General features: G+C 62.9%; 24 protein-coding genes. 13 read left to right on the top strand and 11 right to left on the bottom strand.

Going from position 1 to position 25,401, the window contains the following annotated elements:
- Positions 1-20 precede the first annotated feature (20 nt).
- The 6 genes from AC3WWH_RS05810 (at position 21) to rplI (ending at position 4,346) form a co-directional block, all read left to right on the top strand.
- Entirely contained in the window at positions 21-1,064 is a 1,044-nt protein-coding gene (locus AC3WWH_RS05810) for an aldo/keto reductase (protein WP_058320511.1), read from the top strand.
- A gap of 19 nt (positions 1,065-1,083) precedes the next feature.
- Positions 1,084-1,596, top strand: coding sequence for a ClbS/DfsB family four-helix bundle protein (locus AC3WWH_RS05805; protein ID WP_058320231.1), 513 nt, complete (start codon positions 1,084-1,086; stop codon positions 1,594-1,596).
- Between the two features lie 274 nt (positions 1,597-1,870).
- Positions 1,871-2,317, top strand: coding sequence for a 30S ribosomal protein S6 (gene rpsF / locus AC3WWH_RS05800; RefSeq protein ID WP_057252714.1), 447 nt, complete (start codon positions 1,871-1,873; stop codon positions 2,315-2,317).
- A 26-nt stretch (positions 2,318-2,343) separates the two neighbouring features.
- The gene (rpsR, locus tag AC3WWH_RS05795; protein WP_025426448.1) at positions 2,344-2,592 is read left to right on the top strand and encodes a 30S ribosomal protein S18; all 249 of its coding nucleotides are present in this window, start codon (positions 2,344-2,346) and stop codon (positions 2,590-2,592) included.
- A gap of 191 nt (positions 2,593-2,783) precedes the next feature.
- Positions 2,784-3,737, top strand: a complete 954-nt coding sequence (locus AC3WWH_RS05790) for a YybS family protein (RefSeq protein ID WP_058320232.1) — start codon at positions 2,784-2,786, stop codon at positions 3,735-3,737.
- A 33-nt stretch (positions 3,738-3,770) separates the two neighbouring features.
- Positions 3,771-4,346 (top strand): 50S ribosomal protein L9, encoded by a 576-nt coding sequence (rplI, locus tag AC3WWH_RS05785; RefSeq protein ID WP_057252717.1) that lies wholly within the window; start codon positions 3,771-3,773, stop codon positions 4,344-4,346.
- Between the two features lie 102 nt (positions 4,347-4,448).
- Here rplI and AC3WWH_RS05780 read toward each other — a convergent pair whose 3' ends face one another.
- The 3 genes from AC3WWH_RS05780 to AC3WWH_RS05770 form a co-directional block, all read right to left on the bottom strand.
- Positions 4,449-5,546: an HlyD family secretion protein gene (locus tag AC3WWH_RS05780; protein ID WP_058320233.1), complete on the bottom strand. Its 1,098-nt coding sequence runs from the start codon at positions 5,544-5,546 to the stop codon at positions 4,449-4,451.
- Between the two features lie 18 nt (positions 5,547-5,564).
- Positions 5,565-7,145 carry an MFS transporter gene (locus AC3WWH_RS05775; RefSeq protein WP_113399298.1) on the bottom strand — a complete coding sequence of 527 codons (1,581 nt, stop codon included), beginning with the start codon at positions 7,143-7,145 and terminating at the stop codon, positions 5,565-5,567.
- A 128-nt stretch (positions 7,146-7,273) separates the two neighbouring features.
- Positions 7,274-7,717 carry a MarR family winged helix-turn-helix transcriptional regulator gene (locus tag AC3WWH_RS05770; protein WP_058320235.1) on the bottom strand — a complete coding sequence of 148 codons (444 nt, stop codon included), beginning with the start codon at positions 7,715-7,717 and terminating at the stop codon, positions 7,274-7,276.
- A gap of 334 nt (positions 7,718-8,051) precedes the next feature.
- On the opposite strand from AC3WWH_RS05770, the gene AC3WWH_RS05765 reads away from it, so the two are divergent.
- Positions 8,052-9,554 carry a replicative DNA helicase gene (locus AC3WWH_RS05765; RefSeq protein WP_492376899.1) on the top strand — a complete coding sequence of 501 codons (1,503 nt, stop codon included), beginning with the start codon at positions 8,052-8,054 and terminating at the stop codon, positions 9,552-9,554.
- A 111-nt stretch (positions 9,555-9,665) separates the two neighbouring features.
- Here the strand turns inward: AC3WWH_RS05765 and AC3WWH_RS05760 are convergent, their stop codons facing one another.
- From AC3WWH_RS05760 to AC3WWH_RS05750, 3 genes are all read right to left on the bottom strand, one after another.
- Positions 9,666-9,977, bottom strand: a complete 312-nt coding sequence (locus tag AC3WWH_RS05760; RefSeq protein ID WP_058320237.1) for an AzlD family protein — start codon at positions 9,975-9,977, stop codon at positions 9,666-9,668.
- Positions 9,974-10,627 carry an AzlC family ABC transporter permease gene (locus AC3WWH_RS05755; protein WP_057252904.1) on the bottom strand — a complete coding sequence of 218 codons (654 nt, stop codon included), beginning with the start codon at positions 10,625-10,627 and terminating at the stop codon, positions 9,974-9,976. Before AC3WWH_RS05755 ends, AC3WWH_RS05760 begins: the two co-directional genes overlap by 4 nt.
- Positions 10,628-10,748: 121 nt before the next feature.
- Positions 10,749-11,606 (bottom strand): AraC family transcriptional regulator, encoded by an 858-nt coding sequence (locus AC3WWH_RS05750; protein ID WP_058320238.1) that lies wholly within the window; start codon positions 11,604-11,606, stop codon positions 10,749-10,751.
- Between the two features lie 154 nt (positions 11,607-11,760).
- On the opposite strand from AC3WWH_RS05750, the gene alr reads away from it, so the two are divergent.
- The 5 genes from alr (at position 11,761) to AC3WWH_RS05725 (ending at position 17,702) form a co-directional block, all read left to right on the top strand.
- Positions 11,761-12,900 carry an alanine racemase gene (alr, locus tag AC3WWH_RS05745; protein ID WP_058320239.1) on the top strand — a complete coding sequence of 380 codons (1,140 nt, stop codon included), beginning with the start codon at positions 11,761-11,763 and terminating at the stop codon, positions 12,898-12,900.
- 155 nt (positions 12,901-13,055) lie between these two features.
- Positions 13,056-14,459, top strand: coding sequence for a DNA repair protein RadA (radA, locus tag AC3WWH_RS05740; protein WP_058320512.1), 1,404 nt, complete (start codon positions 13,056-13,058; stop codon positions 14,457-14,459).
- 230 nt (positions 14,460-14,689) lie between these two features.
- Positions 14,690-15,313: a CvpA family protein gene (locus AC3WWH_RS05735; RefSeq protein WP_057252728.1), complete on the top strand. Its 624-nt coding sequence runs from the start codon at positions 14,690-14,692 to the stop codon at positions 15,311-15,313.
- A gap of 145 nt (positions 15,314-15,458) precedes the next feature.
- Positions 15,459-16,949: an amidophosphoribosyltransferase gene (gene purF / locus AC3WWH_RS05730; RefSeq protein WP_057252730.1), complete on the top strand. Its 1,491-nt coding sequence runs from the start codon at positions 15,459-15,461 to the stop codon at positions 16,947-16,949.
- A gap of 12 nt (positions 16,950-16,961) precedes the next feature.
- Complete coding sequence (locus tag AC3WWH_RS05725; RefSeq protein WP_058320240.1) at positions 16,962-17,702, top strand: SDR family NAD(P)-dependent oxidoreductase; 741 nt, start codon at positions 16,962-16,964, stop codon at positions 17,700-17,702.
- A 75-nt stretch (positions 17,703-17,777) separates the two neighbouring features.
- Here the strand turns inward: AC3WWH_RS05725 and pssA are convergent, their stop codons facing one another.
- The 4 genes from pssA to AC3WWH_RS05705 all read right to left on the bottom strand — a co-directional run bounded on the left by pssA (position 17,778) and on the right by AC3WWH_RS05705 (position 23,329).
- Positions 17,778-18,653, bottom strand: coding sequence for a CDP-diacylglycerol--serine O-phosphatidyltransferase (gene pssA, locus AC3WWH_RS05720; RefSeq protein WP_093232163.1), 876 nt, complete (start codon positions 18,651-18,653; stop codon positions 17,778-17,780).
- Between the two features lie 9 nt (positions 18,654-18,662).
- On the bottom strand, positions 18,663-19,361 hold the full coding sequence (locus AC3WWH_RS05715) for a phosphatidylserine decarboxylase (RefSeq protein ID WP_058320241.1): 699 nt from the start codon (positions 19,359-19,361) through the stop codon (positions 18,663-18,665).
- Between the two features lie 115 nt (positions 19,362-19,476).
- Complete coding sequence (locus tag AC3WWH_RS05710; RefSeq protein ID WP_057252736.1) at positions 19,477-21,363, bottom strand: ABCB family ABC transporter ATP-binding protein/permease; 1,887 nt, start codon at positions 21,361-21,363, stop codon at positions 19,477-19,479.
- Positions 21,364-21,559: 196 nt separating this feature from the next.
- Entirely contained in the window at positions 21,560-23,329 is a 1,770-nt protein-coding gene (locus tag AC3WWH_RS05705) for an Ig-like domain-containing protein (RefSeq protein WP_113399295.1), read from the bottom strand.
- 244 nt (positions 23,330-23,573) lie between these two features.
- Here AC3WWH_RS05705 and AC3WWH_RS05700 point away from each other — a divergent pair, with 244 nt between their 5' ends.
- A complete protein-coding gene (locus tag AC3WWH_RS05700) occupies positions 23,574-24,194 on the top strand; it encodes an LOG family protein (RefSeq protein WP_058320243.1) in 621 nt (206 codons plus the stop codon).
- A 73-nt stretch (positions 24,195-24,267) separates the two neighbouring features.
- Here AC3WWH_RS05700 and rarD read toward each other — a convergent pair whose 3' ends face one another.
- Positions 24,268-25,209 (bottom strand): EamA family transporter RarD, encoded by a 942-nt coding sequence (gene rarD / locus AC3WWH_RS05695; protein ID WP_058320244.1) that lies wholly within the window; start codon positions 25,207-25,209, stop codon positions 24,268-24,270.
- Positions 25,210-25,401 lie beyond the last annotated feature (192 nt).

Below are 25,401 nucleotides of genomic sequence, written 5' to 3'. Positions count from 1 at the left end.
TTCACAAGGATCTCCATTCAATGCGTTACAACACGCTTGGCCGCACCGACATCAGGGTCTCGGAAATCTGCCTGGGCACCATGACTTGGGGCTCGCAGAATTCCGTCGCCGAAGCGCATGAACAACTGGACCACGCCTTCGACAAGGGCGTGAATTTCATCGATACGGCAGAACTCTACCCGACGACGCCGCTCTCGTCCGAGACCTACGGCGATACCGAGCGCTTCATCGGCGAGTGGCTGGCAAAGCGCGGCCGCCGCGACGACGTCGTGCTCGCGACCAAGGTCGCCGGCCCCGGCCGGCCCTATATTCGCAATGGCGGTCCTACCACGCCGGAAGGCATCGAACAGGCAATCGACGCCAGCCTTCGACGCTTGAAAACCGACTATGTCGACCTCTACCAGATCCATTGGCCGAACCGCGGTCACTATCATTTCCGCAATGCCTGGTCCTACGACCCGGCCAAGCAGGACAAGGCGCAAGTCGCCGGCGATCTCAGGGCGATCCTCGACAAGCTCGGCGATCTCGTGAAGGCCGGCAAGGTCCGCGCCATCGGTCTCTCCAACGAAACGGCCTGGGGAACGATGAAGTTCATCGACATGGCCGAACGATACGGCCTGCCGCGGGTCGCCTCGGTGCAGAACGAATACAATCTGCTTTACCGCGCCTATGATCTCGACCTTTCCGAGCTATCGCATCACGAGGACGTGGGCCTGCTTGCCTATTCGCCGCTCGCAGCCGGACTGCTCAGCGGCAAGTATTTGGACGGCGCCAAGCCGACGGGCTCCCGCCTCTCGATCAACGGCGACCTCGGCGGCCGCTTCACGCCGCACCAGGAGCCGGCGGTTGCCGGTTATGTGCAGCTTGCACGCGAGCACGGCCTCGATCCCGCTCAGATGGCAATCGCCTTCTGCCTGACGCGGCCGTTCATGGCGTCCGTCATCATCGGCGCAACATCGATGGAACAGCTGAAGACCAATCTTGGCGCCGTCGACCTCACCCTGTCGCAGGACGTCGTGAATGGCATTCGGCGGCTGCACCGTCTCTACCCCATGCCGATCTAAAGGCGAGAATCGATCGCCGATGGCCGTGCCTCAGACAAAAGCGGAGTTGCTCAAGGCGATCGACGTCCAGTTCGCCAAGCTGATGCGCGAACTGGATCAGGTCTCCGACGACCAATTTCGCGAGCCTTCGCTCGAAGGGCACGCCAAGGGCACCACGATGAGCGTCGGCGATCTCGTCGCCTACCTCATCGGCTGGGGCGAACTCGTCACCAAGTGGATCGACCGCGATCAGCGCGGCGAACGCGTCGACTTCCCCGAGACCGAATATAAATGGAACGAGCTCGGCAGGCTCGCACAGAAGTTCTATGCCGATTTCCGGGCTCTCTCGCCGGCGGAGCTCATCGCCCGCCTGAGACGCAGCAAGGAAACGCTGGAAGCGCTGATCAAGGCGCGGGACGACCAGGCGCTCTACGGGAAACCGTGGTACGGCAAATGGACGCTTGGTCGCATGATTCAGTTCAACACATCCTCTCCCTACGCCAATGCCTCAGGGCGTTTGCGCAAGTGGAAGAAGGTCAAAGCGCTGGCCTAGATATCTAAAAGATGCGCCAAGCCTTGCCTTCCCGCGAAAAATGCGTATAAGCGCGCTGTTCGAAATGCCCGGTCTTCTGGCTGGTGGCTGAACGGAGGGCCGGCTTCCTCGAGGGGAGCCGTTAGGATTGCAAGTCTTTCCGGCCTCCCGTGTCTCCGCTCTCGACCGTCTCGATACAACACTTTCTTGCCGGCTGCCTGTCAGCCACTAAGAACAGTCGTTGAGGCTTAGCCGCCGAGGTCCGGGCTGATTAACGCAAGAAAGGCAAGCCACAATGGCTCTTTATGAACACGTATTCCTGGCCCGCCAGGACATCACGCCGCAGCAGGTCGACGGTCTCGTCGAGCAGTACAAGGGCGTGCTCGAAGCAAACGGCGGCAAGGTCGGTCGCGTCGAGAACTGGGGCCTGAAGTCCCTCACCTACCGCATCAAGAAGAACCGCAAGGCTCACTACGTTCTGATGGACATCGACGCTCCGGCAGCGGCTGTTCACGAAATCGAGCGTCAGATGCGCATCAACGAAGACGTCCTGCGCTACATGACGATCGCCGTCGAGAAGCACGAGGAAGGCCCGTCTGCCATGATGCAGAAGCGCGACCGCGACGATCGTCCGCGCCGCGATGGCGACCGTCCGGAGCGCAGCTTCGGCGACCGTGGTCCGCGTCCGGACCGTGGCGACCGCGAAGACCGCCCGCGTCGTCCGCGCGAAGACCGCGCGTAATCAAGAAGCTTTAGGAGATAAAGACAATGGCTGAAGTTTCTTCCGCTCCGGTTCGTCGCCCGTTCCACCGTCGCCGCAAGACCTGCCCCTTCTCGGGCGCAAACGCTCCGCGGATCGACTACAAGGACATCCGCCTGCTGCAGCGCTACATTTCCGAGCGCGGCAAGATCGTTCCTTCCCGCATCACGGCCGTTTCCCAGAAGAAGCAGCGCGAGCTCGCCCAGGCGATCAAGCGTGCACGCTTCCTCGGCCTGCTGCCCTACGTCGTTTCCTAAGAACGGCTGACTCTCCGTTGGTCGACTGACTCGACGGAAATTGACTCTAGGGAGAGGCGCTCCCCTTAGGTGAGCGCCTCTTTCCCTCCCTTCCGCGGTGGGCGCGGATCGGAACCGGTGCGAAAGCACCAAAATCCCATGCTGGGGCCGGGCTTTGCCATCCCCTAACTGCACGAAGCAGGACAGCGAACGTGACGAATGTGAACAGGACATCGCTGCTGACCGGCGTTCTCGCCGGCTTTACCGCCGCCCTCTTGTCGATGGGCGCGAACACGCAGTCGTCTCTTGCGATCGTCCTCTATGCTGCGTCCGCGCTCCCGATCCTGATTGCCGGCCTTGGCTGGGGCAATGCAGCGGCGATCACCGCGATCGTCAGCGCAGGTGCCACCGCTGCCGCGCTCATCTCGCCCTATTTCGCGCTGCTGATCCTCGTCGTCACGCTGATCCCGGCCGGTTGGCTCAGCCACCTCGCCAATCTTGCCCGCCCGGCCTCGGAACTCGGCGGTCCGGATGAAGCGCTCGCCTGGTATCCGCTCTCCGATATTCTCAGCCACCTCGCCGGCCTCGTGACCATCGGCATGATCATCGTCGGCTTCATCGTCGGCTATGGCGCCGACATCTCCGACCGCATGGTCGATATCGTCATCCAGGCGGTGAAGGCGCAGGACCCGGGCTACAATCCGGACGTCACTGCCGTTGCCCAGATCAAGTCGCTCTTCACGCTCGCTTTGCCACTCGTCCAGGGTGCGATCTGGGTGCTGATGCTCTTTACCGCCTATTATGTCGCGACCCGCATCGTGCAGATGTCGGGCCGGGCGCTACGCCCGCGCGAGGATATCCCCTCGACGCTACGCATGCACCGCAACGCGATCTTCATCTTCCTCGGCGGCCTGGTCCTCACCTTCCTCGGCGGCGCGCCGGCAACGATCGGCGCGTTGATCTGCGGAACCTTCGGCGCGGGCTTCCTGCTTGCCGGATTCGCCTCCTTCCATTTCCGCACGCGCGGCAAGTCCTGGCGGCTTCCCGTGCTGTGGATCGCATACCTGTCGGTGCTCGTGTTCACGATCCCGGCATTCTTCTTCCTCCTGTCCGGCCTGATCGATACGCGACGCACCATCGCGGTCACGCCGGTTGGAAAAAACTGACCAACGAATTGGAACACTGAAAGGAAAACCAACATGCAAGTCATTCTTCTCGAACGTATCGCCAAGCTCGGCCAGATGGGCGAAACCGTAAAGGTCCGCGACGGCTTTGCTCGCAACTACCTGCTGCCGCTCGGCAAGGCGCTGCGCGCCAACGCCGCCAACAAGGCCCGTTTCGAAGCTGAGCGTTCGACGCTCGAAGCCCGCAACCTCGAGCGCAAGTCGGAAGCCCAGTCGGTTGCCGAAAAGCTCGACGGCAAGACCTTCGTCATCGTCCGCTCCGCTGGCGAAACCGGCCAGCTCTACGGTTCGGTTGCTGCTCGCGACATCATCGAAGTGCTCGCTGCCGAAGGCTTCAACGTCGGACGCAACCAGGTCGACCTCAACCACCCGATCAAGTCGATCGGCCTGCACAAGGTCACGCTGCACCTGCACTCGGAAGTCGAGATCTCGGTTGAAGTCAACGTTGCCCGTTCGGCTGAAGAAGCCGAGCGCCAGTCCAAGGGCGAAAGCCTGACCTCGGCCGACGCCATCTACGGCGTTGACGAAGACGCTCTGAAGCCGGAAGACTTCTTCAACCCGGAAGCCGAATTCGAAGGCGAAGAAGAATAAGCCTTAGCGGCCATCCCATATACGAAAGCCCGGATCATCGATCCGGGCTTTTTTATTGGCTCCAGGGGGTAGAACTAAAATCGCAAGACGCGAGGCGGCAGATTACCCATGCGCAGCGACGGGCACGGCGTCGCTGGTCACCTGATCCGCTGCAGTCCGCGCCCGTGCGTCCTTGTCGACGCGCACGACGACCGAGAGACCGGGCGAGAGCATCTCAGCCAGCGGCTGACCGGGATCGACCACGATCCGCACGCCGACGCGCTGAGCCACCTTGGTGAAGTTGCCTGTGGCGTTGTCCGCGCGGATCACGCTGAATTCCGAACCGGCTGCCGGCGAGAAGCGCTCGATGTGTCCCGTAAGTTCGCTCTTCTGCAGGGCGTCGACCGCAATGGCGACGGGCTGGCCAGCCTTCATGCCGTCGAGTTGCGTCTCCTTGAAATTGGCGACGACCCACACTTCGTTCGGCACCAGCGCGAGCAGTTGTGATCCCGCCGTCACATATTGACCGATCCGAGCGCCGATCTCGCCCAGCCTGCCGTCACGCGGCGCAACGATGCGGGTATTTTCGAGATCGATACGCGCCAGTTCGACGGCCGCCTCGGCACCGGTCACGGCAGCTTCCAATCCGGCGCGCGCGCCAAGCGTGGTCGCCAATGCCTGCTTCGACACTTCCAGCCCGGCCTCAGCCTGGCTCACAGCCGCGTCCGCCTGTTCGAAGCCGGCACGCGCCTGATCGGCATCGCTGCGCGTCGACACGCCCTTTTCGGCAAGCGGGCGAATGCGATCCCAGGTGGCGCGCGCCCGATTGAAGGCCGCCTTGGCGCTATCGAGCTGCGCTTCGCTGGCGGCGATACCGGCCTTGGCCGACAGTTCCTGCTGATGGGAGTTGGCGAGCGCCGCCTTCTGCCCGGCAAGCGTCGCTTCGGCCTGCGCCAGCTTCTGGGCGTAGATGCGATCGTCGATCTTCACCAGCAACTGCCCGGCCTTGACCGCCTCGTAGTCGTGCACGGGAACATCGGCGACATAGCCCGAAAGCTGCGGGCTCATGATTGTCACGTAGCCGCGCACATAGGCATTCTCCGTCATCTCCACGGAGCTGTGGAACGGTGGCAGCCGCCAGGCATAGAGCACGAGGGTCACGCCGGCGATGCCGGCGAGAAGCACAATGATGGTGGTCGGGGAACGTAGGAACTTCAGCATGGTCTTCAACTCGATTAATCAGGCGGCCGGCGCCGGCGCGGGGCCGGTCAGCCGCTGCGTGAGCCAATTGTAGGACATGTGCAGGAGCAGGCCGGCGAGCGCGACAAGCGCGATCACGGCGGCAAGCAGGAATGCGTCGTTGTAGGCAAGGATGTAGGCTTCGCGGGTGACCTGCTGCGACAGGAGCACGGTGCCCTCGCCACCCAGCAAGGTCTTGTCGCCCATCACTTTGCTATAGGCGGCGGAGAGCTGGTTGACGCGCTGGGCAACCAACGGGTTCGACAAGACGATCTGTTCGGAGAGAATGTTGGAGTGGAATTTTTCACGGATCGTTACGAAGGTGCCGAAGGCTGCGGAGCCGATCAGGCTGCCGATGCTCTGGGTGAAGAGGAAGATCACGATGAAGCTCAGGATATAGCTCGGCCCCTTCGCAAGCGCCGCCTTGAAGCCGCGCGCCATGGCCGGCGGCAGGAAGAGCGCAGTGCCCGAGGCAATCATCGCCTGGCTCAGATACATCTGCTCGGGCCGTGTCAGGCTCGTCGCCTGGCTGTCCATGTAGGCGCCGGTCGCCAGCAGGCCGAGCGCCAGGACGTGCACACTCTCTGCATGCTGCGGGTTCATCAGCACGGCACAGAGCAGGCCGCCGGCTATCGCCGCGGCAAGGATGATCCAATACAGCGTCGCGACCTGTTCGAACTGGAGGCCGAGCTGTTGATAGAAATTCGTCGCGATCGTGGACTGCTCGGAGGCAACCAGGCGGAAGACGAGCAGAACGGCAGCAAAGTGCACGATCTCCTTCGAGGCGATCCAGCGTATGTCGATCAACGGCACCTTGCGATGGAGTTCAATCAGCACCACGGTCGTCAGTGTTGCGATTGAAACGACCAGAAGGACGCCGAGCCAGGGTGCCTCGAACCACCAGTAGAGACGCCCCATGGTCAACACGATGGCCAGGCAGCCGAAGGCAACGGCAACGAGCAGATAGCTCAGGATATCCATGCGCTGGATGACCTTGGCATGCGGCACCGGCGTCAGAGGCAGCAGATAGATGATCGGCAGCGCGATCAGTGCCAACGCCATTTCGAGCGTGTAGAGCGCATGCCACTGGCCGTATTCGATCAGGGTCGGCGAGATGAGACGGGTAATCGGCGCGGAGATCGTCGTGCAGGTGAGCGCCAGTGCCAGACCGACCGTCAGCTTGCGCGCCGGCGGATAGGCTTCGAGCATGTAGAGAAAGCCGAGCGTCGACATCGGCGCAGCAGCAATGCCGCTGATGAAGCGGACGACGATGGCCGAATGCAGGTCGGAAACGAAGACGTTCATCAGCGATACGATGACGAAGCCGACGATGCTGATTTCGGCAAAGCGGCGCAGCCCGTATTGAGCGCGAATCTTCACCAGCGCGATCGACAGGCTGACATTGGGCGCCATGTAGGCCGCCGACAGCCAGCCGGCCTCGACCGAGGTCGCCGAGAGCGAACCCTGGATCTGCGTCAGATTGGCAAGCGCCAGGTTCATGCCCAGGCCCTGCGTCAGGAACAGGAGAACCGACCCGACGACATAGACCGCCGATAGTGCCAGGCTTTTGTCGACCGGCATTGGGGCGGGCGCCGGGACCGGTGCAGCAGGCGAAATTTCCTCTTGGTCGTCGCCGGCCGCGCCCGTCTCCAGCGGAGCGGCGTTGCGATTGTCGCTTGCAGCAGCGGTCGCGACTGCGCTCATCGCCGTCACTCTCGCGCCAGCGACTGGACGTTGTCGGCGATCGCCCGCACCACCCGTTGCGTCACGGCAAGTTCGGCGGCATCGATACCTTGCAGCACTTCCGCCCGGATCTCGTCGGCAAGCCTAAGGATTTCGTCAGCGACCGAGCGACCGAACTCAGTCATATGGATCTGCTTGGCGCGCCGGTCGGAGGCCTCGACCCGCCGTTCGATGAAACCTTGCTTCTCCATGCCATCGAGCAGACGCACCAGTGTCGGCGTTTCAATATCGAGCTCATCGGCCAGCTCGCGCTGGTTCAAACCATCCCTCCGAGTCAAGGCGAAGAGCGCTCGGGCCCGCGACAGCGTGAGCCCCCTCTCCTTCACTCGAGCATCGAACACGGCCCGCAGCTTGCGATTGACCAGCGACAGAGCATCGAACAATTCGCGGTTCACGGTGGGCTGATACATTGGTATCTTTTCCATATTACTAGCATGCTAATTATTTTGACTCTATCTAATCCAAATGCGGGGGATTTTCAAGATCAGGATTTTGAGGTGGGGGAGGACGGCGCTAGACTCCCCCATGCCCGGAAGGCTCGGGTGATTCGTCGCGTCAACGGCCAATTTTGTGGCAAGGCGAGATTCTACGCTTTTGTGAACCTGACCTGTGGATCAGTCGAACAACGGGAAAAGCGCGAGGCTGCGATGAGACGCTTTGCGAGTGTGTCCCCCCTGCACTTGACCCGGCTCGCGGTAGATCGCAAACCGGTGCCACACCAGACAAAGGCAGAGATAAAACGACATGAATGACGCGGCGCGAAAGCTATCCCCTATCGGCAAGGATCAGGCGGACCAGCACTATCGCGAGGCGCCGAACAACCTTGAAGCCGAACAGGCTTTGCTCGGCGCGATCCTCGTCAACAACGACGCCTTCTATCGTGTCTCGGACTTCCTGAAGCCCGTGCATCTGCACGAGCCGCTGCACCGCAAGATCTTCGAGGTTGCCGGTGACATCATCCGCATGGGCAAGACCGCGAACCCCGTCACCATCAAGACCTTCCTCAAGGCCGACGAGAAGGTCGGTGACCTGACCGTCGCGCAGTACCTTGCGCGTCTCGCTGCCGAAGCCGTGTCGATCATCAACGCGGAAGACTACGGCCGCGCGATCTACGACCTCGCTCTTCGCCGTTCGCTGATCACGATCGGCGAGGACATGGTCAATATCGCCTATGACGCGCCACTCGACATGCCGCCGCAGGGCCAGATCGAAGATGCCGAGCGTCGCCTGTTCGAACTCGCCGAGACCGGCCGCTACGACGGCGGCTTCCAGTCGTTCAACGATGCCGTCGCGCTCGCGATCGACATGGCGGGTGCGGCCTTCGAGCGCGACGGCAGCCTCTCCGGCATTTCCACCGGCATCCTATCCCTCGACGCCCGCATGGGCGGCCTGCAGCGCTCGGACTTGATCGTGCTTGCAGGGCGTCCCGGCATGGGCAAGACCTCGCTTGCCACCAACATCGCCTACAACATCGCCGCCGCCTACGAACCGGAAGTCCAGGCGGATGGTTCGTTCAAGGCCAGGAACGGCGGCGTCGTCGGCTTCTATTCGCTCGAAATGTCGTCCGAACAGCTCGCCACCCGTATCATCTCCGAGCAGACCGAGGTCTCCTCGTCGAAGATCCGCCGCGGTGAAATTTCCGAGGCCGACTTCGAAAAGCTCGTCGCCTGCTCGCAGATGATGCAGAAGGTGCCGCTCTATATCGACCAGACCGGTGGTATCTCGATCGCCCAGCTTTCCGCCCGCGCCCGGCGCCTGAAGCGCCAGCGTGGCCTCGATTGCCTGGTAGTGGACTATATCCAGCTCATGACCGGCTCGGGCAAATCGAGCGACAACCGCGTGCAGGAAATCACCCAGATCACCACCGGCCTCAAGGCGCTCGGCAAGGAACTGAATGTTCCGATCATCGCATTGTCGCAGCTCTCCCGTCAGGTGGAGAGCCGCGAAGACAAGCGCCCGCAGCTCTCCGACCTTCGTGAATCGGGCTCGATCGAGCAGGACGCCGACGTCGTGCTCTTCGTGTTCCGCGAGGAATACTACGTGAAGAACCTGGAGCCGCGCGACGAGTTCGATCCGAAGTACGAAGAGTGGAAGATGAAGATGGAGCAGGTAAAGGGCACGGCGGACGTGATTATCGCCAAGCAGCGTCACGGACCGACCGGCACCGTGAAGCTCGCCTTCCAGTCGGAATTCACGCGCTTCACCGATCTCGCCGATCCCTCCTTCACCCAGTACGAAGAACACTAGAGTTCCGTGGGGGCGGCCGGAGCGGGCTGGGAAAAATGTTTGCGGTTTCCCAGCCCGCTCTACTTCACAACGAGCCGCCCAAACGTGCTGGGCTCAACCGGCACCGCCTTTTTACCAGGCGCCGCCTAGAACCTGACGCAACAGCGCCACCGAAACCACGCCGACGGCAACGGATGCCAAGAGCGGCAGCCTGGTTGCAGCAACCGCCGTCGCGGCAGCGGCAATCGTTTCGGCCGGGCCGGTGACCACTGCCGTCGGAGCGATGACCGCCATCAGAACCGCTGGCGGAATGGCCTCGAGGGCGCGCTTCTGGTTTTCTCCGATCGTGACATAGCGGATCAGCACGAGACCGCCGATGCGGGTCGCGACCGTCGCGACTGCCATGGCCAGGATCGCAAGCAAAGTGTTGAGATCGACGCTCATGCGTGGGCCTCCTTGTGTCCGCCTGAAAGCATAGCCACGACGACGCCGGCTGCAGCACCCGCCGCAATGTACCAGACGCCCGGCAGCAATTGATGCGTGACCACGGCCGCACAAGCGCTCGCGGCCAGAACGGCACCCGTTTCGCGCCCCTTCCAGAACCCCATGACCAGGATGATGAAAACGGCAGGGAATGCGAAGTCGAGGCCGATGACCTTGGGATCGCCCAGCAGGGCGCCAACCATCGCGCCCGTCAGGCTCGTCAGGACCCAGGCGCAGTAGAAGGGCACGGCGAGGCCGGCATACCAGGCGGGCGTGAGTTTGCCATTGCTCGCGCGCATCTCGGCCATGGCCCAGATTTCATCGGCGAGAAGCAGCATCGAGGCATAGCGCGCCGGCCCGGAGAAACCGTCAAGCTTGCTGCCGATCGAAGCGCTCATCAGCACATGGCGGATGTTGACGAGCAGAGCCGAGAAGCCGAGTGCGGCCCAGGACGCCGGATGTGTCCAGATATCCATGGCGACGAATTGCGACCCGCCGGCAAAGACCAGTGCGCTCATCAGCGTCACCTCGGCCGGCGTCAGCCCCTTGGCCGCCGCCACCGCACCGAACACCAGGCCGATCGGCATGACGGCTACGATCAGCGGCGTCATCGCGATCGCCGCGGCCCGAAATTCCTGCAACGCATTTCTTACCTGCAACGTCCCTGTCTCCATTCACACGAAACGGAGAACGTCTATAGGCGGAAGCAGGTCCCGTATTGAACGAAAGTGATCAGCCGGCACGGAAGGCGCCGGGTGTCACGCCGGTGCGCGCCTTGAAGTGGCGGCTGAAATGCGCCTGATCGGCGAAGCCGCACTGATACGCCGCATCCACCGCCGACCAGCCATGCCTGAGCAAGGTCTTGGCGGTGCGCACGCGCTTGTCGGTCAGAAAGGCATGTGGAGTGATATGGAATTCCTTGCGAAAGGCGCGGATCAGGTGCGCGCGGCTGAGCCCTGCGACCTTGGCGAGTTCCTCGAGCCCGACGTCTTCAGCATAATTCTCGATCAGATAGTCCCGCGCCCGATGCACGGGGGACTGCTCGCGCGTCTCGATCGGGGTGATGATCGTACTGCCGTGCCTCTCGAACATCGCCGCAAGCACGCCGAACATTCTTTCTTCGGCTTCGAGCGTGCCGCCGGCCAGCTCAAGCGTTCGGTGTGCTTGATGAAAGGACAAGGCGAGGTCCGGATCCTGCAGCACCCGCCTCGAGAAGGACGGCGTTCCCTTGAAAGCGCGACCGGTCACGTCCTCGATGATGTTCACCAGCAGATCGGCGCTCGGATAGACCATGCGATAACGATAGCCGCTGCCGCCGGGGTGGCCGTCGTGGATTTCGTCGGGGTTGATCAGGTAGAAGAACCCAGGGCCCGCCTCCGAACGTTCGCCCTTGATCTTGCTGATCTGCGAGCCGGCCTCGATCGCGCCGATGCTGAACGTCTCATGTGCATGCGGCGCGAATTCATGGGTAATGAAGGTCGCCGTCAGACATTCCATGCCCATAAAGCGAGGATCGCGCCAGAAGCGCGTGCGCTCACCGCCTTCAATCGGCATGACCTCTATGGCTTCTTCCTGCGAAATCGTCTGCATTGGGCAACCATAGTGACCCGAGGCGATCCCGTCTTGCACAAAAGTGCTCGTCCTTCCTTCAAGGCCCGCGTGACGGCGATGCGACAGGCGCGCATTTGCGACCATGGGCCGTTGGCTGTATTGCTCTTCGTATCGTCCACGAAGAGTGTCCGGCATGCTCCCCCCAGAATTTCTTTCCGCCTCCAACCGCCTTACGATCGATCTCGGTGCGCTTGCCGACAATTGGCGGTCGATGAATGCCCGCTCCGGCAAGGCGCGGGCGGCAGCGGTTCTGAAAGCGGACGCCTATGGCCTCGGCATCGATGATGCAGCCCCTGCCCTCTATGCCGCCGGTGCGCGCGACTTCTTCGTCGCCAATGCCGAGGAAGGTGCGGAACTGCGCCCCCTCGTTCCGGAGGGCCGTATCTACATTCTCGCGGGCATGTGGCCGGGCAACGAAGAGCTCTTCTTCGACAATGACCTGGTGCCGATCATCAATTCCGACGAGCAGCTTGCGGTATTCATGGCGGCTCTTTCCGAGCGCGGCGACCACCCCTGCGTGCTGCATATCGATACCGGCATGAACCGGTTGGGCCTCTCGGTCGAGGCCGCCGTGGCGCTTGCCAATGACCCGGCGCGACCCGCAAGCTTCTCGCCAGTCCTGATCATGAGCCACCTCGCCTGTGCCGACGAACCGCAGCACCCGTTGAACGCCTACCAGCTCGGGCGCTTCCGCGAAGCGACCGCTGCCTATGAGGGTGTCGATGCAAGCCTTGCCAATTCCGGCGGTGTGTTCCTGGGCGCCGACTATCATTTCGAGCTCACCCGGCCGGGCATCGCCGTCTATGGCGGCGAGGCGGTCAACGATGCCATCAACCCGATGACCCCAGTGGTAACCGCCGAAGCCAGGATCATCCAGATCCGCGAGGTCGCGGCCGGAGGCACGGCGAGCTACGGCGCCTCCGCCCGCTTCGACAGGGACAGCCGCATCGCCACCGTCGCTGTCGGATACGCCGATGGCTACCATCGTTCGGTCTCCGGCGGCGGCGTGGCTCTACGGCAGGCAACGCCATCAGGGGCATTCGGCTTCCTGCACGGCAAGCGCGTGCCGCATGTGGGGCGCGTCACCATGGACCTCAGTCTGTTCGACGTCACGGACCTGCCGGCCGGTGCAGCGCGGCCGGGCGATTACATCGAGCTTTTCGGCCGAAACATCGCCATTGACGACGTGGCGCGCGCCGGCGGAACCATCGGCTATGAGCTGCTGACCAGCCTCGGGCATCGTTACATCAGGAACTATGTCGGCGCCGTCTGACGTGGCTTTCCCGTGAATTCCTTGCGGCCTTCGCTAAAATTCACCTTTTGTTCCGCGTTCCGCGGCATTATGTGACGACAAAGGTGATTCTCCTGTCGTCGGCGGCATCGCCTCGCATGTGCCGGCGGCTCCCAGATTTCGAAAGTCCGATCCTGATGGCGAAAGCCCGTACCCAATTCATCTGCCAGAACTGCGGCACCGTCCACACTCGCTGGGCGGGCAAATGCGAAGGCTGCGGCGAGTGGAACACGATCATCGAAGACGATCCGACAGCGGGCATCGGCGGCGGTCCGACGCGCGCGCCGAAGAAGGGCCGCCCGGTGGCGCTCACCACGCTTTCCGGCGAGATCGAGGACGCGCCGCGTATCCAGACCGGGATTTCGGAACTCGACCGGGTGACCGGCGGCGGTTTCGTGCGCGGCTCGGCGCTGCTCGTCGGCGGCGATCCCGGCATCGGCAAATCGACGGTGCTGATGCAGGCGGCCGCAGCGCTGTCGCGTCGCAACCACCGCGTCATCTATGTCTCCGGTGAAGAGGCCGTGGCGCAGGTGCGTCTGCGTGCGCAGCGCCTGGGTGCTGCCGATTGCGACGTGCTGCTTGCCGCGGAGACCAATGTCGAGGACATCCTGGCAACGCTTTCGGAAGGCAAGCGACCTGATCTCGTGATCATCGACTCGATCCAGACGCTCTGGAGCGACATCGTCGATTCGGCGCCCGGCACGGTCACCCAGGTGCGCACCGGCGTGCAGGCGATGATCCGCTTCGCCAAGCAGACGGGAACCGCCGTCGTGCTCGTCGGTCATGTCACCAAGGAGGGCCAGATCGCCGGCCCTCGCGTCGTCGAACACATGGTCGATGCGGTGCTTTACTTCGAAGGCGACCGCGGCCACCACTACCGCATCCTGCGCACCGTCAAGAACCGCTTCGGCCCGACCGACGAGATCGGCGTTTTCGAAATGTCGGACAAGGGTCTGCGCGAAGTCGCCAACCCTTCGGAGCTGTTCCTCGGCGAGCGCAACGAGAAATCGCCGGGTGCGGCAGTCTTTGCCGGCATGGAAGGCACCCGCCCCATTCTTGTCGAAGTGCAGGCGCTCGTCGCGCCGACCTCGCTCGGTACGCCGCGGCGCGCTATCGTCGGTTGGGATTCCGCCCGCCTGTCGATGATCCTCGCTGTGCTCGAAGCCCATTGCGGCGTACGCCTCGGCCAGCACGACGTCTATCTCAATATCGCCGGCGGCTATCGCATTTCGGAGCCTGCTGCTGATCTAGCTGTGGCTTCCGCACTGGTTTCATCGCTTGCCGGGCTTGCCCTTCCGGCCGATTGCGTCTATTTCGGCGAAGTCAGCTTGTCGGGCGCCATCCGGCCGGTTGCGCATACCGCACAACGCCTTAAGGAAGCCGAGAAACTCGGGTTCTCGCAGGCGGTCCTACCGTCCGCGTCCACCGAATTGCCGAAAAACGGCAATGGCCGATGGAGCGAAATGGAAAGCCTGCCGGATCTGGTGGCGCGCATCGCGGGATCGCGAAACGCGCTGAGACCGGTGGAGGACGAAGATTGAAGATGCGGATGCCGCAGACCGTCCACGACTGCATAATTCCTTAGATCGGGATCGATTTAAGGACAAAGTTATGCAGCAGGTCTGAGCGCTACAGCGACCTTTGCGCGCCCGAAAGGACGCGCGGCGCTGTAGGGCCGCGAAGAGGCTGAAAATGCCCTGAACGTCAAGCAGGGCCGATGGCGGATAGGCTTGAGGAGACCCGGACGAACCGGGTCCGGAGTAAGGACAAAATGCCCATTACAATTCTCGACGGTATCGTTCTCGGCGTCGCCCTGTTTTCCGCAATCCTGGCCATGGTTCGAGGCTTCTCGCGCGAGGTGCTCTCGGTCGCGAGCTGGGTGGGTGCGGCCGCGGCCGCCTATTTCCTCTACCCGCAGCTTCTGCCCTACGCCAAGCAGTACACCAACAGCGATACCGTCGCGCTGATCGGATCGGCGGCCGTGATCTTCCTGGTCGCGCTGATCATCATTTCCTTCATCACAATGCGGATTGCCGATTTCATCATCGACAGCCGCATCGGCGCGCTCGACCGCACCCTCGGCTTCCTGTTCGGTGCCGCCCGCGGCATTCTTTTGGTCGTCGTCGCCATGCTGTTCTTCAACTGGCTCGTCGCTCCGCAGCAGCAGCCGACCTGGGTAACCCAGGCGAAGTCGAAGCCGCTGCTCGACAATCTCGGCAACAAGCTGATCGCGCTTTTGCCTGAAGAAGCCGACGCCACCATTCTCGACCGCCTGCGCGGCAAGGACACCACCGGCGAAGGTGAAGGCGAAGCGCCGGCGGCGACCCCCGGCCAGACACCGTCGACGACGCCGGAGCAGGCGCCCGCCGACGACGCACCGGCCACCAACGGCTGAGACAGGAACGATTTGCCGACAAAGCCCGCCCCGCGGGCTTTGTCCTTTTGGGGAATAACGCTTGCAGCCGTTTTCAGCTAAGATCGCTTGAAGATGGCGGGCCTGATCACGATATGCGCACCGGTACGGAGCAAAGGCGACAGTGATGACCGATCTGAGATCCATGGAAATCCACGATGAACTCGAAGGCGATGAACTGCACGAAGAGTGCGGCGTCTTCGGCATATTGGGGCACTCGGACGCGGCGGCGCTGACGGCGCTCGGCCTGCATGCGCTCCAGCATCGCGGCCAGGAAGCCGCCGGCATCGTCACCTTCGACGGCAAGCAGTTCTGCACCGAAAAGCGCATGGGCCTCGTCGGCGACCACTACACCGACCCGGCGACGCTGGCAAAGCTCCCCGGCTTCATGTCGATCGGCCACACCCGCTACTCGACGACGGGCGAAGTGGCGCTGCGCAACGTCCAGCCGCTCTTTGCCGAACTTGAAGTCGGCGGCATCGCGATCGCTCACAACGGCAACTTCACCAACGGCCTCACCCTTCGCCGTCAGTTGATCGCCGATGGCGCCATCTGTCAGTCGACCTCCGACACCGAAGTCGTCCTGCATCTGATCGCCCGTTCCAAGCAGGCCTCCTCGTCCGACCGCTTCATCGACGCCATCCGACAGATGGAAGGCGGCTACTCGATGCTGGCGATGACGCGCACCAAGCTGATCGCCGCGCGTGACCCGATCGGCATCCGACCGCTCGTCATGGGCGAACTCGACGGCAAGCCGATCTTCTGCTCCGAAACCTGCGCGCTTGACATCATCGGCGCAACTTACGTCCGCGATGTCGAGAACGGCGAGGTGATCATCTGCGAGATCCAGCCCGACGGATCGATCTCGATCGATTCTCGCAAGCCGGAGGTATCGCAGCCGGAACGCCTCTGCCTGTTCGAATATGTCTATTTCGCCCGCCCGGATTCGGTCGTCGGCGGCCGCAGCATTTACGTGTCGCGCAAGAACATGGGCATCAATCTCGCCAAGGAGGCGCCCGTCGAAGCCGATGTGGTGGTTCCGGTACCGGACGGCGGAACGCCGGCCGCCCTTGGCTATGCCCAGCAGAGCGGCATTCCCTTCGAATACGGCATCATCCGCAACCACTATGTCGGCCGCACCTTCATCGAGCCGACGCAGCAGATCCGCGCCTTCGGCGTCAAGCTCAAGCACTCAGCCAACCGCGCGATGATCGAAGGCAAGCGCGTCATTCTGGTCGATGATTCGATCGTGCGTGGCACGACGTCGGTGAAGATCGTGCAGATGATGCGGGAGGCCGGTGCACGCGAAGTGCATGTGCGAGTCGCGAGCCCGATGATCTTCCACCCGGATTTCTACGGCATCGACACGCCGGATCGCGACAAGCTGCTCGCCAACCAGCATGTCGACCTCGCCTCCATGTGCCGCTACATCGGGGCAGACTCGCTCGAATTCCTGTCGATCGACGGCCTCTATGAGGCGGTCGGCGGCGAGAAGCGCGATCCGAAGGCGCCGCAGTTCACCGACCACTATTTCACCGGGGACTATCCGACCCGCCTTCTCGACCAGGAAGGCGCCAGCAATGTCCGCAAACTCTCGGTTCTCGCCAGCAACGGATAATCAGACAATAAAATGACGATCGATCTCAAAGGCCGGGTGGCCGTGGTCACCGGCGCATCGCGCGGTATCGGCTATTTCACCGCTCTCGAACTGGCCAAGGCCGGTGCCCATGTCGTCGCCTGCGCGCGCACCGTCGGCGGGCTTGAAGAACTCGACGACGCGATCAAGGCTGCGGGCGGTTCGGCGACGCTGGTGCCCTTCGATCTCGCCGACATGGCAGCGATCGACAAGCTCGGTGGCGCCATCAACGAGCGCTGGGGCAAGCTCGACATCATGGTCGCCAATGCCGGCGTGCTCGGCACGATCTCGCCGATCGGCCATGTCGAGGCGAAGGTGTTCGAAAAGGTGATGAACATCAACGTCAACGCCACCTGGCGGCTGATCCGCTCGCTGGAGCCGCTGCTGATCAAATCGGACGCCGGCCGTGCGCTGATCCTGTCTTCAAGCGCCGCGCATAAGTGCAAGCCCTTCTGGGGGCCCTACTCCGCATCGAAGGCCGCCGTCGAGGCGCTCGCTCGCACCTGGGCCGGCGAAACGCAGCGCCTGCCGCTGCGCATCCTCTGTGTCGATCCCGGCGCCACCCGCACGGCGATGCGCGCGCAGGCGATGCCCGGCGAGGACCCGGAGACCGTGCCGCATCCGTCCGAGGTCGCCGCCAAGCTCTTGCCGCTCGTTGGTCCGCAGCAGACCGAGACCGGCAAGCTCTATATCGTCCGCGAAGACAAGATCGTCGATTACAGGATGCCGGAGTAAGCTTCGACGCGCTTTCCAAACAAAGAGGCCACCGTGTCACCACGGTGGCCTTTTTTGTACCTTGCTGAAACTCAGTCAGTCCTTGTCACCCGGCAGGCCGTCCCCACCCGTCGACGGGTGCGCCGGCCAATCGCCGCCGTACTTGCGCTGCCAGGAGCGCGCGCCGAAGGGCAGCGTGATCAGGTAGCCAAGGGCCGTCACTGCCATCGTCTCCCAGGTATAGGTCATCAGCGTCGCGACATAGAAGACGACGCCGAGAATGGCCGGCAGGACGAGATCGCGGCGCACACGGCTGTTTTCCGACTTGCCGGACCAGACCGGCAGACGGCTGACCAGCAGAAAGGCGATCAGCACGGTGTAGCCCGATGCAATCAGCGCGAAGGTGCGCTCGGGCGCCAATCCCAAGAGGCCGAGATAGACCGGAAGCAGGACCAGCATGGCGCCTGCCGGTGCCGGCACGCCAACGAAATATTCCGACTGCCACGGCGCCTTGGACTGGCGCTCTGCCATGACGTTGAAGCGCGCAAGCCGCAGGCCACAGGCGATCGCGTAGATCAGCGCCGCGATCCAGCCGATCGAGCGGGCCTGATCCAGGATGAAGACGTAAAGCACGAGCGCCGGCGCAACGCCGAAATTGATAATATCGGCGAGGGAGTCCATCTGGCCGCCAAAATTCGACGTCGCCTTCAAGAGGCGTGCGACGCGGCCGTCGATGCCGTCGAGGAATGCCGCGAGCAAGACCATGGCAACCGCAAGCTCGATGCGGTTTTCGAAGGCGAGCCGAATGCCCGAGAGACCGGCACAGATCGCCAGCACCGTGATCAGGTTCGGGATCATCAGGCGCAGCGGTATCTCGCGCAGCCGAGGACCACGACCGGTGTCGTTTGAACCGCTCGCGTCGCCGGTAGCTTTCGGCGGTTCGGCTGGGTTTTCCTGTTCAGAGTCTTCCATGTACACTCCTTATGCGCGACGGCTGAGGACCGGGCCCTTGGCCGAGCCGAACTCGGCAAGCACGGTTTCGCCGGCAACGGCAGTCTGGCCGACGCTGACGCGCGGCTCAGCTCCTGCGGGCAGGAAGACGTCGAGGCGCGAACCGAAGCGGATCAGGCCGAAGCGTTCGCCGGCCTCCAGCGAGCCGTTTTCATACTTCCAGCAGAGAATGCGACGGGCAACGAGGCCGGCGATCTGAACGACTCCGATCGCGCCGTGCTTGGTCTCGATCACCAGGCCATTGCGCTCGTTCTCGTGGCTGGCCTTGTCGAGCTCGGCATTGACGAACTTGCCGGCGCGGTAGGCGACGCGGGTGATGGTGCCGGCCATCGGCGCACGGTTCACATGGCAATTGAACACATTCATGAAAACTGAAACGCGGAGCATCGGTTCCGAGCCGAGGTTCAGCTCTTCCGGCGGCAGCACCGTTGCGATCGACGAAACGCGGCCATCGGCCGGGCTGATCACCAGATCGTCGTCGATCGGCGTCATGCGTTCAGGGTCGCGGAAGAAATAGGCGCACCAGGCGGTCAGCACGAAGCCGATCCACATCAACGGCTCCCACAGGAAGCCAAGCACCAGCGACACGACAAAGAAGATCGCGACGAAGCGATAGCCTTCCTTGTGCACCGGTACGAGCGTGTTGCGGATCGTATTGACCAGGCTCATAAACTCTACTCCAGATTTTCCGTGGAACGTGAACTAGCGCGAAATGCCCTGGCGGGCAACGTCGCCCGCCAGACAGCGACAAAACGCGTCGCGCTCAGAAAAGAAAGAAACGCCATCAGATCGCCGGCTCGCCGCGGGTAACTATGCCGAGATCGTCGCTCTCGCGCACGCGCTTCAACTGCTCCTCGGCCTGCGTTGCTTCGCGCTGGCGGCTCCACATCGACGCATAGAGGCCGTCGCGGTCAATCAGCTCGCCATGGGTGCCGCGCTCGGCGATGACACCATCCTTCAGCACGATGATCTCGTCGGCGTTGATCACGGTCGAAAGCCGGTGGGCGATCACGAGCGTCGTGCGATTGCGCGAGACCACGTCGAGCGCTGACTGGATTTCCTGTTCCGTGCGCGTGTCGAGTGCCGATGTCGCCTCGTCGAGGATCAGGATCGGCGGCGCCTTGAGGATGGTGCGGGCGATTGCGACGCGTTGCTTCTCGCCGCCTGAGAGCTTCAGGCCACGCTCGCCGACCATGGCCTGGAAGCCTTCGGGCAGCGTGTGGATGAAGCCGGCGATCTGTGCCGCCTCAGCGGCCGCTTCGACCTCGGCTTCGCTGGCAGAGACCCGGCCGTAGCGGATGTTATAGGCAATGGTGTCGTTGAAGAGCACGGTATCCTGCGGCACCATGCCGATGACCGAGCGCAGGCTCTTTTGCGTCACCGTCCGCACGTCCTGGCCATCGACGGTGATGGCCCCTTCCTGCACGTCGTAGAAGCGATAGAGCAGCCGGGAGAGCGTCGATTTGCCGGCGCCCGACGGGCCGACGACCGCGACCGTCTTGCCGGCGGGCACTTCGAAGGTAATGCCCTTGAGGATCGGTCGCGCCGGATCATAGGCGAAATGCACGTCCTTGAAGGCGATGGCGCCCTTGCCGATGACGAGTTCGCTCGCATCCGGGCGATCCACCACTTCGGCGCGTACGTCGAGCAGATCGAACATGTGCTCGATATCGGTCAGGCCCTGGCGAATTTCGCGGTAGACGAAGCCGATGAAATTGAGCGGAATTGCAAGCTGGATCAGCATTGCGTTGATGAAGACGAAATCGCCGAGCGTCTGTTCACCGCGCTGAACAGCGAGCGCCGACATGATCATCATGACGGCCGTGCCGGCGCCGAAGATCAGCGCCTGGCCGAAGTTGAGCCAACCGAGCGACGTCCAGACCTGGGTCGCCGCCGCCTCATAGCGCTCCATCGACTTGTCGAAGCGACGGGCTTCCATCTCTTCGTTGCCGAAATACTTGACCGTCTCGAAGTTCAGGAGCGAGTCGATCGCCTTGGTATTGGCGTCGGTGTCGCTGTCGTTCATCGAGCGGCGGATGGCGATGCGCCAGTCGCTCGCCTTGACCGTGAACCAGATGTACAGCCAGACGGTGACGGCCGTCACGAACAGGTAGCTGAAGCCGTAGCCCCACCAGAAGATCACCGCCGTCAGCAGGAATTCGATCAGGGTCGGCACGCTGTTGAGGATTGTGAAGCGGACGATCGTCTCGATGCCCTTGGTGCCGCGCTCGATGACGCGCGAAAGCCCGCCGGTGCGCCGCTCCAGATGGAAGCGCAGCGAGAGCTGGTGCATGTGGACGAAGGTCTTGTAGGCAAGTTGGCGAACCGCGTGCTGGCCAACGCTTGCAAACAGCGCATCGCGAAGCTGGTTCAAGCCGGCCTGCAGCAAGCGCGCGAGATTGTAGGCGAGCACCAGCATCACCGCGCCGGTGAGGAACTGAGGCAGGAAACCCAAGGCATCCGGCTTGCCGTTCAGCGCATCGGTTGCCCACTTGAAGGAATAGGGAACGAGGATCAGGACGACCTTGGCGATGATCAGAATGACCGTTGCCCAGATGACCCGGAGCTTGAGATCGGCCCTGTCCGTCGGCCACATATAGGGCCAGAGATTGGCGATCGTCTGCAACGGATTGCTCGTATCGGCCGAAACAGTTTTCTTCTGGGGTGCCACGTTCTGATCCGCTCTTACGTTTCGCGCTGCTTGACGGCTTAGGGAGCCCCACGAGCCTTGCCGCACCGTGCTTTCCCTCTACAGCGCCGTCATCACCGTTCAATGAAAAGCGGCGCCTCGTTGAAGGCGCCGCCCTTGATCGAGAGATAGGCATCCATCGCCGCCGCCGCAATGTTGTTGGCGGGCGATCGACTGCCTATTGCTCGTGTTTCATGTGCTTTCTGTGAATCTCGCGCGATTCATCGTCCGGCAGCGCCTTATCCGGCACACCGAAAACCTGTCCCGGGCGAATGCGGTCCGGGTCTTCGATCTGGTCCTGGTTGGCCAGGTAGATCGTGGTGTATCGCAAGCCGGCACCATAGACGCGACGCGAAATCTGCCACAGCGTGTCGCCGCGACGGATGATCACGGAGGATTTGCTCTCCTTGAGCGGCTCCTGCTGGACCGTCTGAGGCTCTTCCTGCTGGGGAGCAGCCGCGGCAGTTTCAGTGCTTGGCGTCGTCGCGGCGTCGCTCGCCACTGCGCTGCCTGCACCCATCGCCTTCGCCAGCTCACCCTGCGCCGGGGCATTGCCCTTCGGCAGGGCCTGCGCGTCCGACGCCGGCGTCGCGCTGCCGCGCTCGGCCAGAACCGGACCAACGCTCGCGTCGACCTTGGCAAGCGCCGAAGCAACGCTCGGCGCATCCTGCGGCGCGGCCTTCAAGGCTGCCAGCGCATCGGCTGCCGCCTTCGACGCCCGTGCCGAGGCCGCGGCCAGCGCCTGATCGGAGTTGTCGGCGAGCCGGAAGTCGGCCAGCGACTTCAGAGCGATCTCCGTTGCGGAACGCGCTGCGGCGAGTTGCTCGCCTGTCGGGACCTTGCCATTGGCATAGAGCCCCTTCAACAGAGCCAGCGCCTTGCCTGCCTCGGCGCGTACGCCATCAAGACCGGCTGTCGCCGAGGGCGTGCCCGACGGCGCCACGGCGGCGACCTGCGAGCCTGCGGGGCGGTCGAAGGGAACCGAAGCGCGCATAGCGACCTTGGTGCCATCCTCGTTCAGCATATCGGCGCGGATGATGTGGCTGCCAACGGTCAACTCGATCTCGCCATCGACGACGAAATTGCCCTTGTCGTCGGCCTTCATTTCTCCGAGCAGCTTGTCATCCGCATAGACGCGCACCAGCGCACGCGGCCTGGCGCTGCCCGCGACGAACATCTTGCTTCCCTCGATCTCGACGGCACTCACCTGCAAGCCGGGAACACCGAGCGCCTTTGCCGGAGCCGAGGATGCGTCGCCGGTCGCGAGCGGCGTCTGCGTCGCAGTCGATGCGACCTCGGCCGGCTTGTTGTCGGTCCCTTGCTCGCTTTCGGCCTTGGCAGCTTCCGGCGTCGCGATCAGTCGGCTTGCCTCACCTGGCTTCGACACCATGGCGAGAAGTTGACCGGAGGGGTCCTTGGGAACCGAAACGGTCGCAACTTCCTCGGAACTCTTCACCGTGCCGTCTTCACCGGTGCTGCGCAGCGTCAACTGATAGTCGCCAGCCGGCAGAGGCTTGTCGAAGACGGCCGCAAAGTCACCCGTCGCGCCGACATCGGCGGTACCGACAACGGTGTCGCCGCTCAGAATCTCGAGCTTCGAACCGGGCTCGGCGTGCCCAGCGATCACGGTCGATCCATCGGGCTCCACGCGCAGCACATCGAAACCGGGCACGTCCGGATTTTCGGCGGGTGCGTTCGTCGGCGCAGCATTGGCTGTCTGTTCGGCCTCACCGGCCTTGGCGTCCAGCGGCTTCGCGGTTCCTTCGGTCGCCTGCGGGCCGCCGGTGCCAGCAGCAGTCTCGTTCGATTGGCTCGCGTTGCCTGCGGCCGGTTCGTCCGCCGGCTTCTTGCCGTCACCACGCAGGTTCGGTTGCACCACGAATACCATCAACGCTGTCGCTGCCACGAGGACAGTAATGGCCACCCAGCCGGCCTTATTTTTGATCATGCCACTCTCCACACGGAGCGGAGCAACGCTCCGCGCATGCCCTCTCATCGGCCTGCGGTGCGGGCTTGCGCCATTCATTATAGCGCAACAGCAAGCGAACCGTCCGATTTCTTCAATCAATCCCTGAAATTGCTAGCGATTCGCGATTCGGCACACAAGCAGTCAAGGGCGCCGCAACCGCCGGAAACCCAGCTTTCCCCTCATTTTTCTTGACCCATGCTGCGCTGCAATGTTTTTTGGGGGCATGAGCACTGAGAACAGCACGATTCGATCCATCTGCGTCTATTGCGGTTCACAGCCGGGACGCGACAACGCTTACATGGAAGCCGGCCGCGCACTTGGCCGCTCGATTGCCGATCACGGTCTTCGCCTGGTCTATGGCGGCGGCACGCGCGGCATCATGGGAGCCGTGGCCAGCGGCGTCCTTTCCAACGGCGGCGAAGTCACCGGGATCATCCCGGAATTCCTGATGGACAAGGAAGCCACCCGGCATTCGCTCGGCCAGCTGAACGAGCTGATCGTCACCGCCGACATGCACGAGCGCAAGCACACGATGTTCGAACGGGCCGACGCTTTCGTGGCGTTGCCGGGCGGCATCGGCACGCTGGAAGAGATCGTCGAGATCATGACCTGGGCGCAGCTTGGCCGTCACCGCAAGCCGATGGTCTTCGGTAACATCAACAATTTCTGGCGGCCGATGCTGGATCTGCTGCAGCACATGCGCGAGGAGGGTTTCGTACACACGGCGCACCTCGTGCAGCCGCTCGTCGTCAATGATGCGGTCGACATCGTCCCGACCATTCTTGCTGCTGCCAGTGGTGGCAACGGGCGCGAGGGCGAGGCTGAGATCATTTCCAGGCTTTGATCTTTTAATTCCCGGACAACAAAAAAGCGCGCTCACCGGCGCGCCTTTTTCGTTTTTGTCCCATTCGCTTGCGTTACTCGGCGGGGCTCGCCTGCAATGCCGCGCGGCGCGCACGGCTTTCGGCCAGCATGGCGCCGGAGTAGATCACCAGCGCCGCCCAGATCAGGCCGAAGGCGATGAGCTTCGCGGTGCCAAAGGGCTCGTGGAAGACGAAAACGGCGATCAGGAAGATCATCGTCGGAGCGATGTACTGCATGATGCCGATGGTCGACAGCCGCAGCAGCTTGGCGCCGTTGGCATAGATCATCAATGGAATGGCCGTGACGACACCGCAGGACATCAGCCAGAGAACATCGGCTGTGCCAGTATCGCCGAAATGCCCCTGCCCGGTCGCCTCGAGCCAGATGATGTAGCCGATCGCTGGAACGCTGAGCAGCAACACCTCCAGGAAGAAGCCCTGGTTCGGACCGACCGGCAGCGTCTTGCGGAAGAAAGCATAGAAGCCCCAGGACAGGCAAAGGCCGATCGACACCCACGGCAGGCCGCCGGCATCGAAGGCGAGCACGGCGACGGCCGATGCCGCAAGCGCGATCGCAACCATCTGCGCCGGGTTCGGCTTTTCCTTCAGCAGCACCGCGCCGAGGAAGATCGAAAACAGCGGGTTGATATAGTAGCCGAGCGCCGTCTCGATCGCGCGGCCGGCGCCAATCGCCCAGACATAGATGCCCCAGTTGATGGTGATCAGCACGGCGGTCAACGCCGCCATGCGCAGCATGCGCGGCGAGCGCAGCGCCACCTTGATGTCATCGGTACGACCGAGCCAAAGCAGAACCAGACCCGCGAGCGGCACCGACCACACGATCCGGTGCGCCACCACTTCCGGCGCCGGAATGTGTGCGACGGCCTTCATGAAGAAGGGCAGAAAGCCCCAAAGCAGATAGGCGGTCAGCGCGAAGGCAAAGCCTCTCGCGGAATCGGTATTTTCGGCGGGTGCTTTCGCGTTCGGCTCAGCCATAACATCTTTTCCTGGTGTGTTTGGCGGAGCCGTGGTGGCAACGGGCCGCTCTCCGGTCGCTCCTGCATGCGTCCTTAAATCGCATCCGATTTAAGGACAAAAACATGCAGCAATTCAAAGTGCTACAGCGACCTTTGCGCGTCGGATAAGACGCGCGGTGCTGAAGGGAAGGCGCGGCTTACCAACCGACAA

The sequence above is a fragment of the Ensifer sp. EB106-03-01-XG145 genome, from assembly GCF_058792075.1.
Note: the sequence above shows the minus strand (reverse complement) of the source record. Positions and strands in the feature narration are given on the sequence as shown.

What these genes read in the sequence shown, in the direction of transcription:
- AC3WWH_RS05810 (WP_058320511.1), top strand. Translation starts at nt 21, where the DNA reads ATGCGTTACAACACGCTTGGCCGCACCGACATCAGGGTCTCGGAAATC.
- AC3WWH_RS05805 (WP_058320231.1), top strand. Translation starts at nt 1,084, where the DNA reads ATGGCCGTGCCTCAGACAAAAGCGGAGTTGCTCAAGGCGATCGACGTC.
- rpsF (WP_057252714.1), top strand. Translation starts at nt 1,871, where the DNA reads ATGGCTCTTTATGAACACGTATTCCTGGCCCGCCAGGACATCACGCCG.
- rpsR (WP_025426448.1), top strand. Translation starts at nt 2,344, where the DNA reads ATGGCTGAAGTTTCTTCCGCTCCGGTTCGTCGCCCGTTCCACCGTCGC.
- rplI (WP_057252717.1), top strand. Translation starts at nt 3,771, where the DNA reads ATGCAAGTCATTCTTCTCGAACGTATCGCCAAGCTCGGCCAGATGGGC.
- AC3WWH_RS05780 (WP_058320233.1), bottom strand. Translation starts at nt 5,546, where the DNA reads ATGCTGAAGTTCCTACGTTCCCCGACCACCATCATTGTGCTTCTCGCC.
- AC3WWH_RS05775 (WP_113399298.1), bottom strand. Translation starts at nt 7,145, where the DNA reads ATGCCGGTCGACAAAAGCCTGGCACTATCGGCGGTCTATGTCGTCGGG.
- AC3WWH_RS05770 (WP_058320235.1), bottom strand. Translation starts at nt 7,717, where the DNA reads ATGTATCAGCCCACCGTGAACCGCGAATTGTTCGATGCTCTGTCGCTG.
- AC3WWH_RS05765 (WP_492376899.1), top strand. Translation starts at nt 8,052, where the DNA reads ATGAATGACGCGGCGCGAAAGCTATCCCCTATCGGCAAGGATCAGGCG.
- AC3WWH_RS05760 (WP_058320237.1), bottom strand. Translation starts at nt 9,977, where the DNA reads ATGAGCGTCGATCTCAACACTTTGCTTGCGATCCTGGCCATGGCAGTC.
- AC3WWH_RS05755 (WP_057252904.1), bottom strand. Translation starts at nt 10,627, where the DNA reads ATGACGCCGCTGATCGTAGCCGTCATGCCGATCGGCCTGGTGTTCGGT.
- AC3WWH_RS05750 (WP_058320238.1), bottom strand. Translation starts at nt 11,606, where the DNA reads ATGCAGACGATTTCGCAGGAAGAAGCCATAGAGGTCATGCCGATTGAA.
- alr (WP_058320239.1), top strand. Translation starts at nt 11,761, where the DNA reads ATGCTCCCCCCAGAATTTCTTTCCGCCTCCAACCGCCTTACGATCGAT.
- radA (WP_058320512.1), top strand. Translation starts at nt 13,056, where the DNA reads ATGGCGAAAGCCCGTACCCAATTCATCTGCCAGAACTGCGGCACCGTC.
- AC3WWH_RS05735 (WP_057252728.1), top strand. Translation starts at nt 14,690, where the DNA reads ATGCCCATTACAATTCTCGACGGTATCGTTCTCGGCGTCGCCCTGTTT.
- purF (WP_057252730.1), top strand. Translation starts at nt 15,459, where the DNA reads ATGACCGATCTGAGATCCATGGAAATCCACGATGAACTCGAAGGCGAT.
- AC3WWH_RS05725 (WP_058320240.1), top strand. Translation starts at nt 16,962, where the DNA reads ATGACGATCGATCTCAAAGGCCGGGTGGCCGTGGTCACCGGCGCATCG.
- pssA (WP_093232163.1), bottom strand. Translation starts at nt 18,653, where the DNA reads ATGGAAGACTCTGAACAGGAAAACCCAGCCGAACCGCCGAAAGCTACC.
- AC3WWH_RS05715 (WP_058320241.1), bottom strand. Translation starts at nt 19,361, where the DNA reads ATGAGCCTGGTCAATACGATCCGCAACACGCTCGTACCGGTGCACAAG.
- AC3WWH_RS05705 (WP_113399295.1), bottom strand. Translation starts at nt 23,329, where the DNA reads ATGATCAAAAATAAGGCCGGCTGGGTGGCCATTACTGTCCTCGTGGCA.
- AC3WWH_RS05700 (WP_058320243.1), top strand. Translation starts at nt 23,574, where the DNA reads ATGAGCACTGAGAACAGCACGATTCGATCCATCTGCGTCTATTGCGGT.
- rarD (WP_058320244.1), bottom strand. Translation starts at nt 25,209, where the DNA reads ATGGCTGAGCCGAACGCGAAAGCACCCGCCGAAAATACCGATTCCGCG.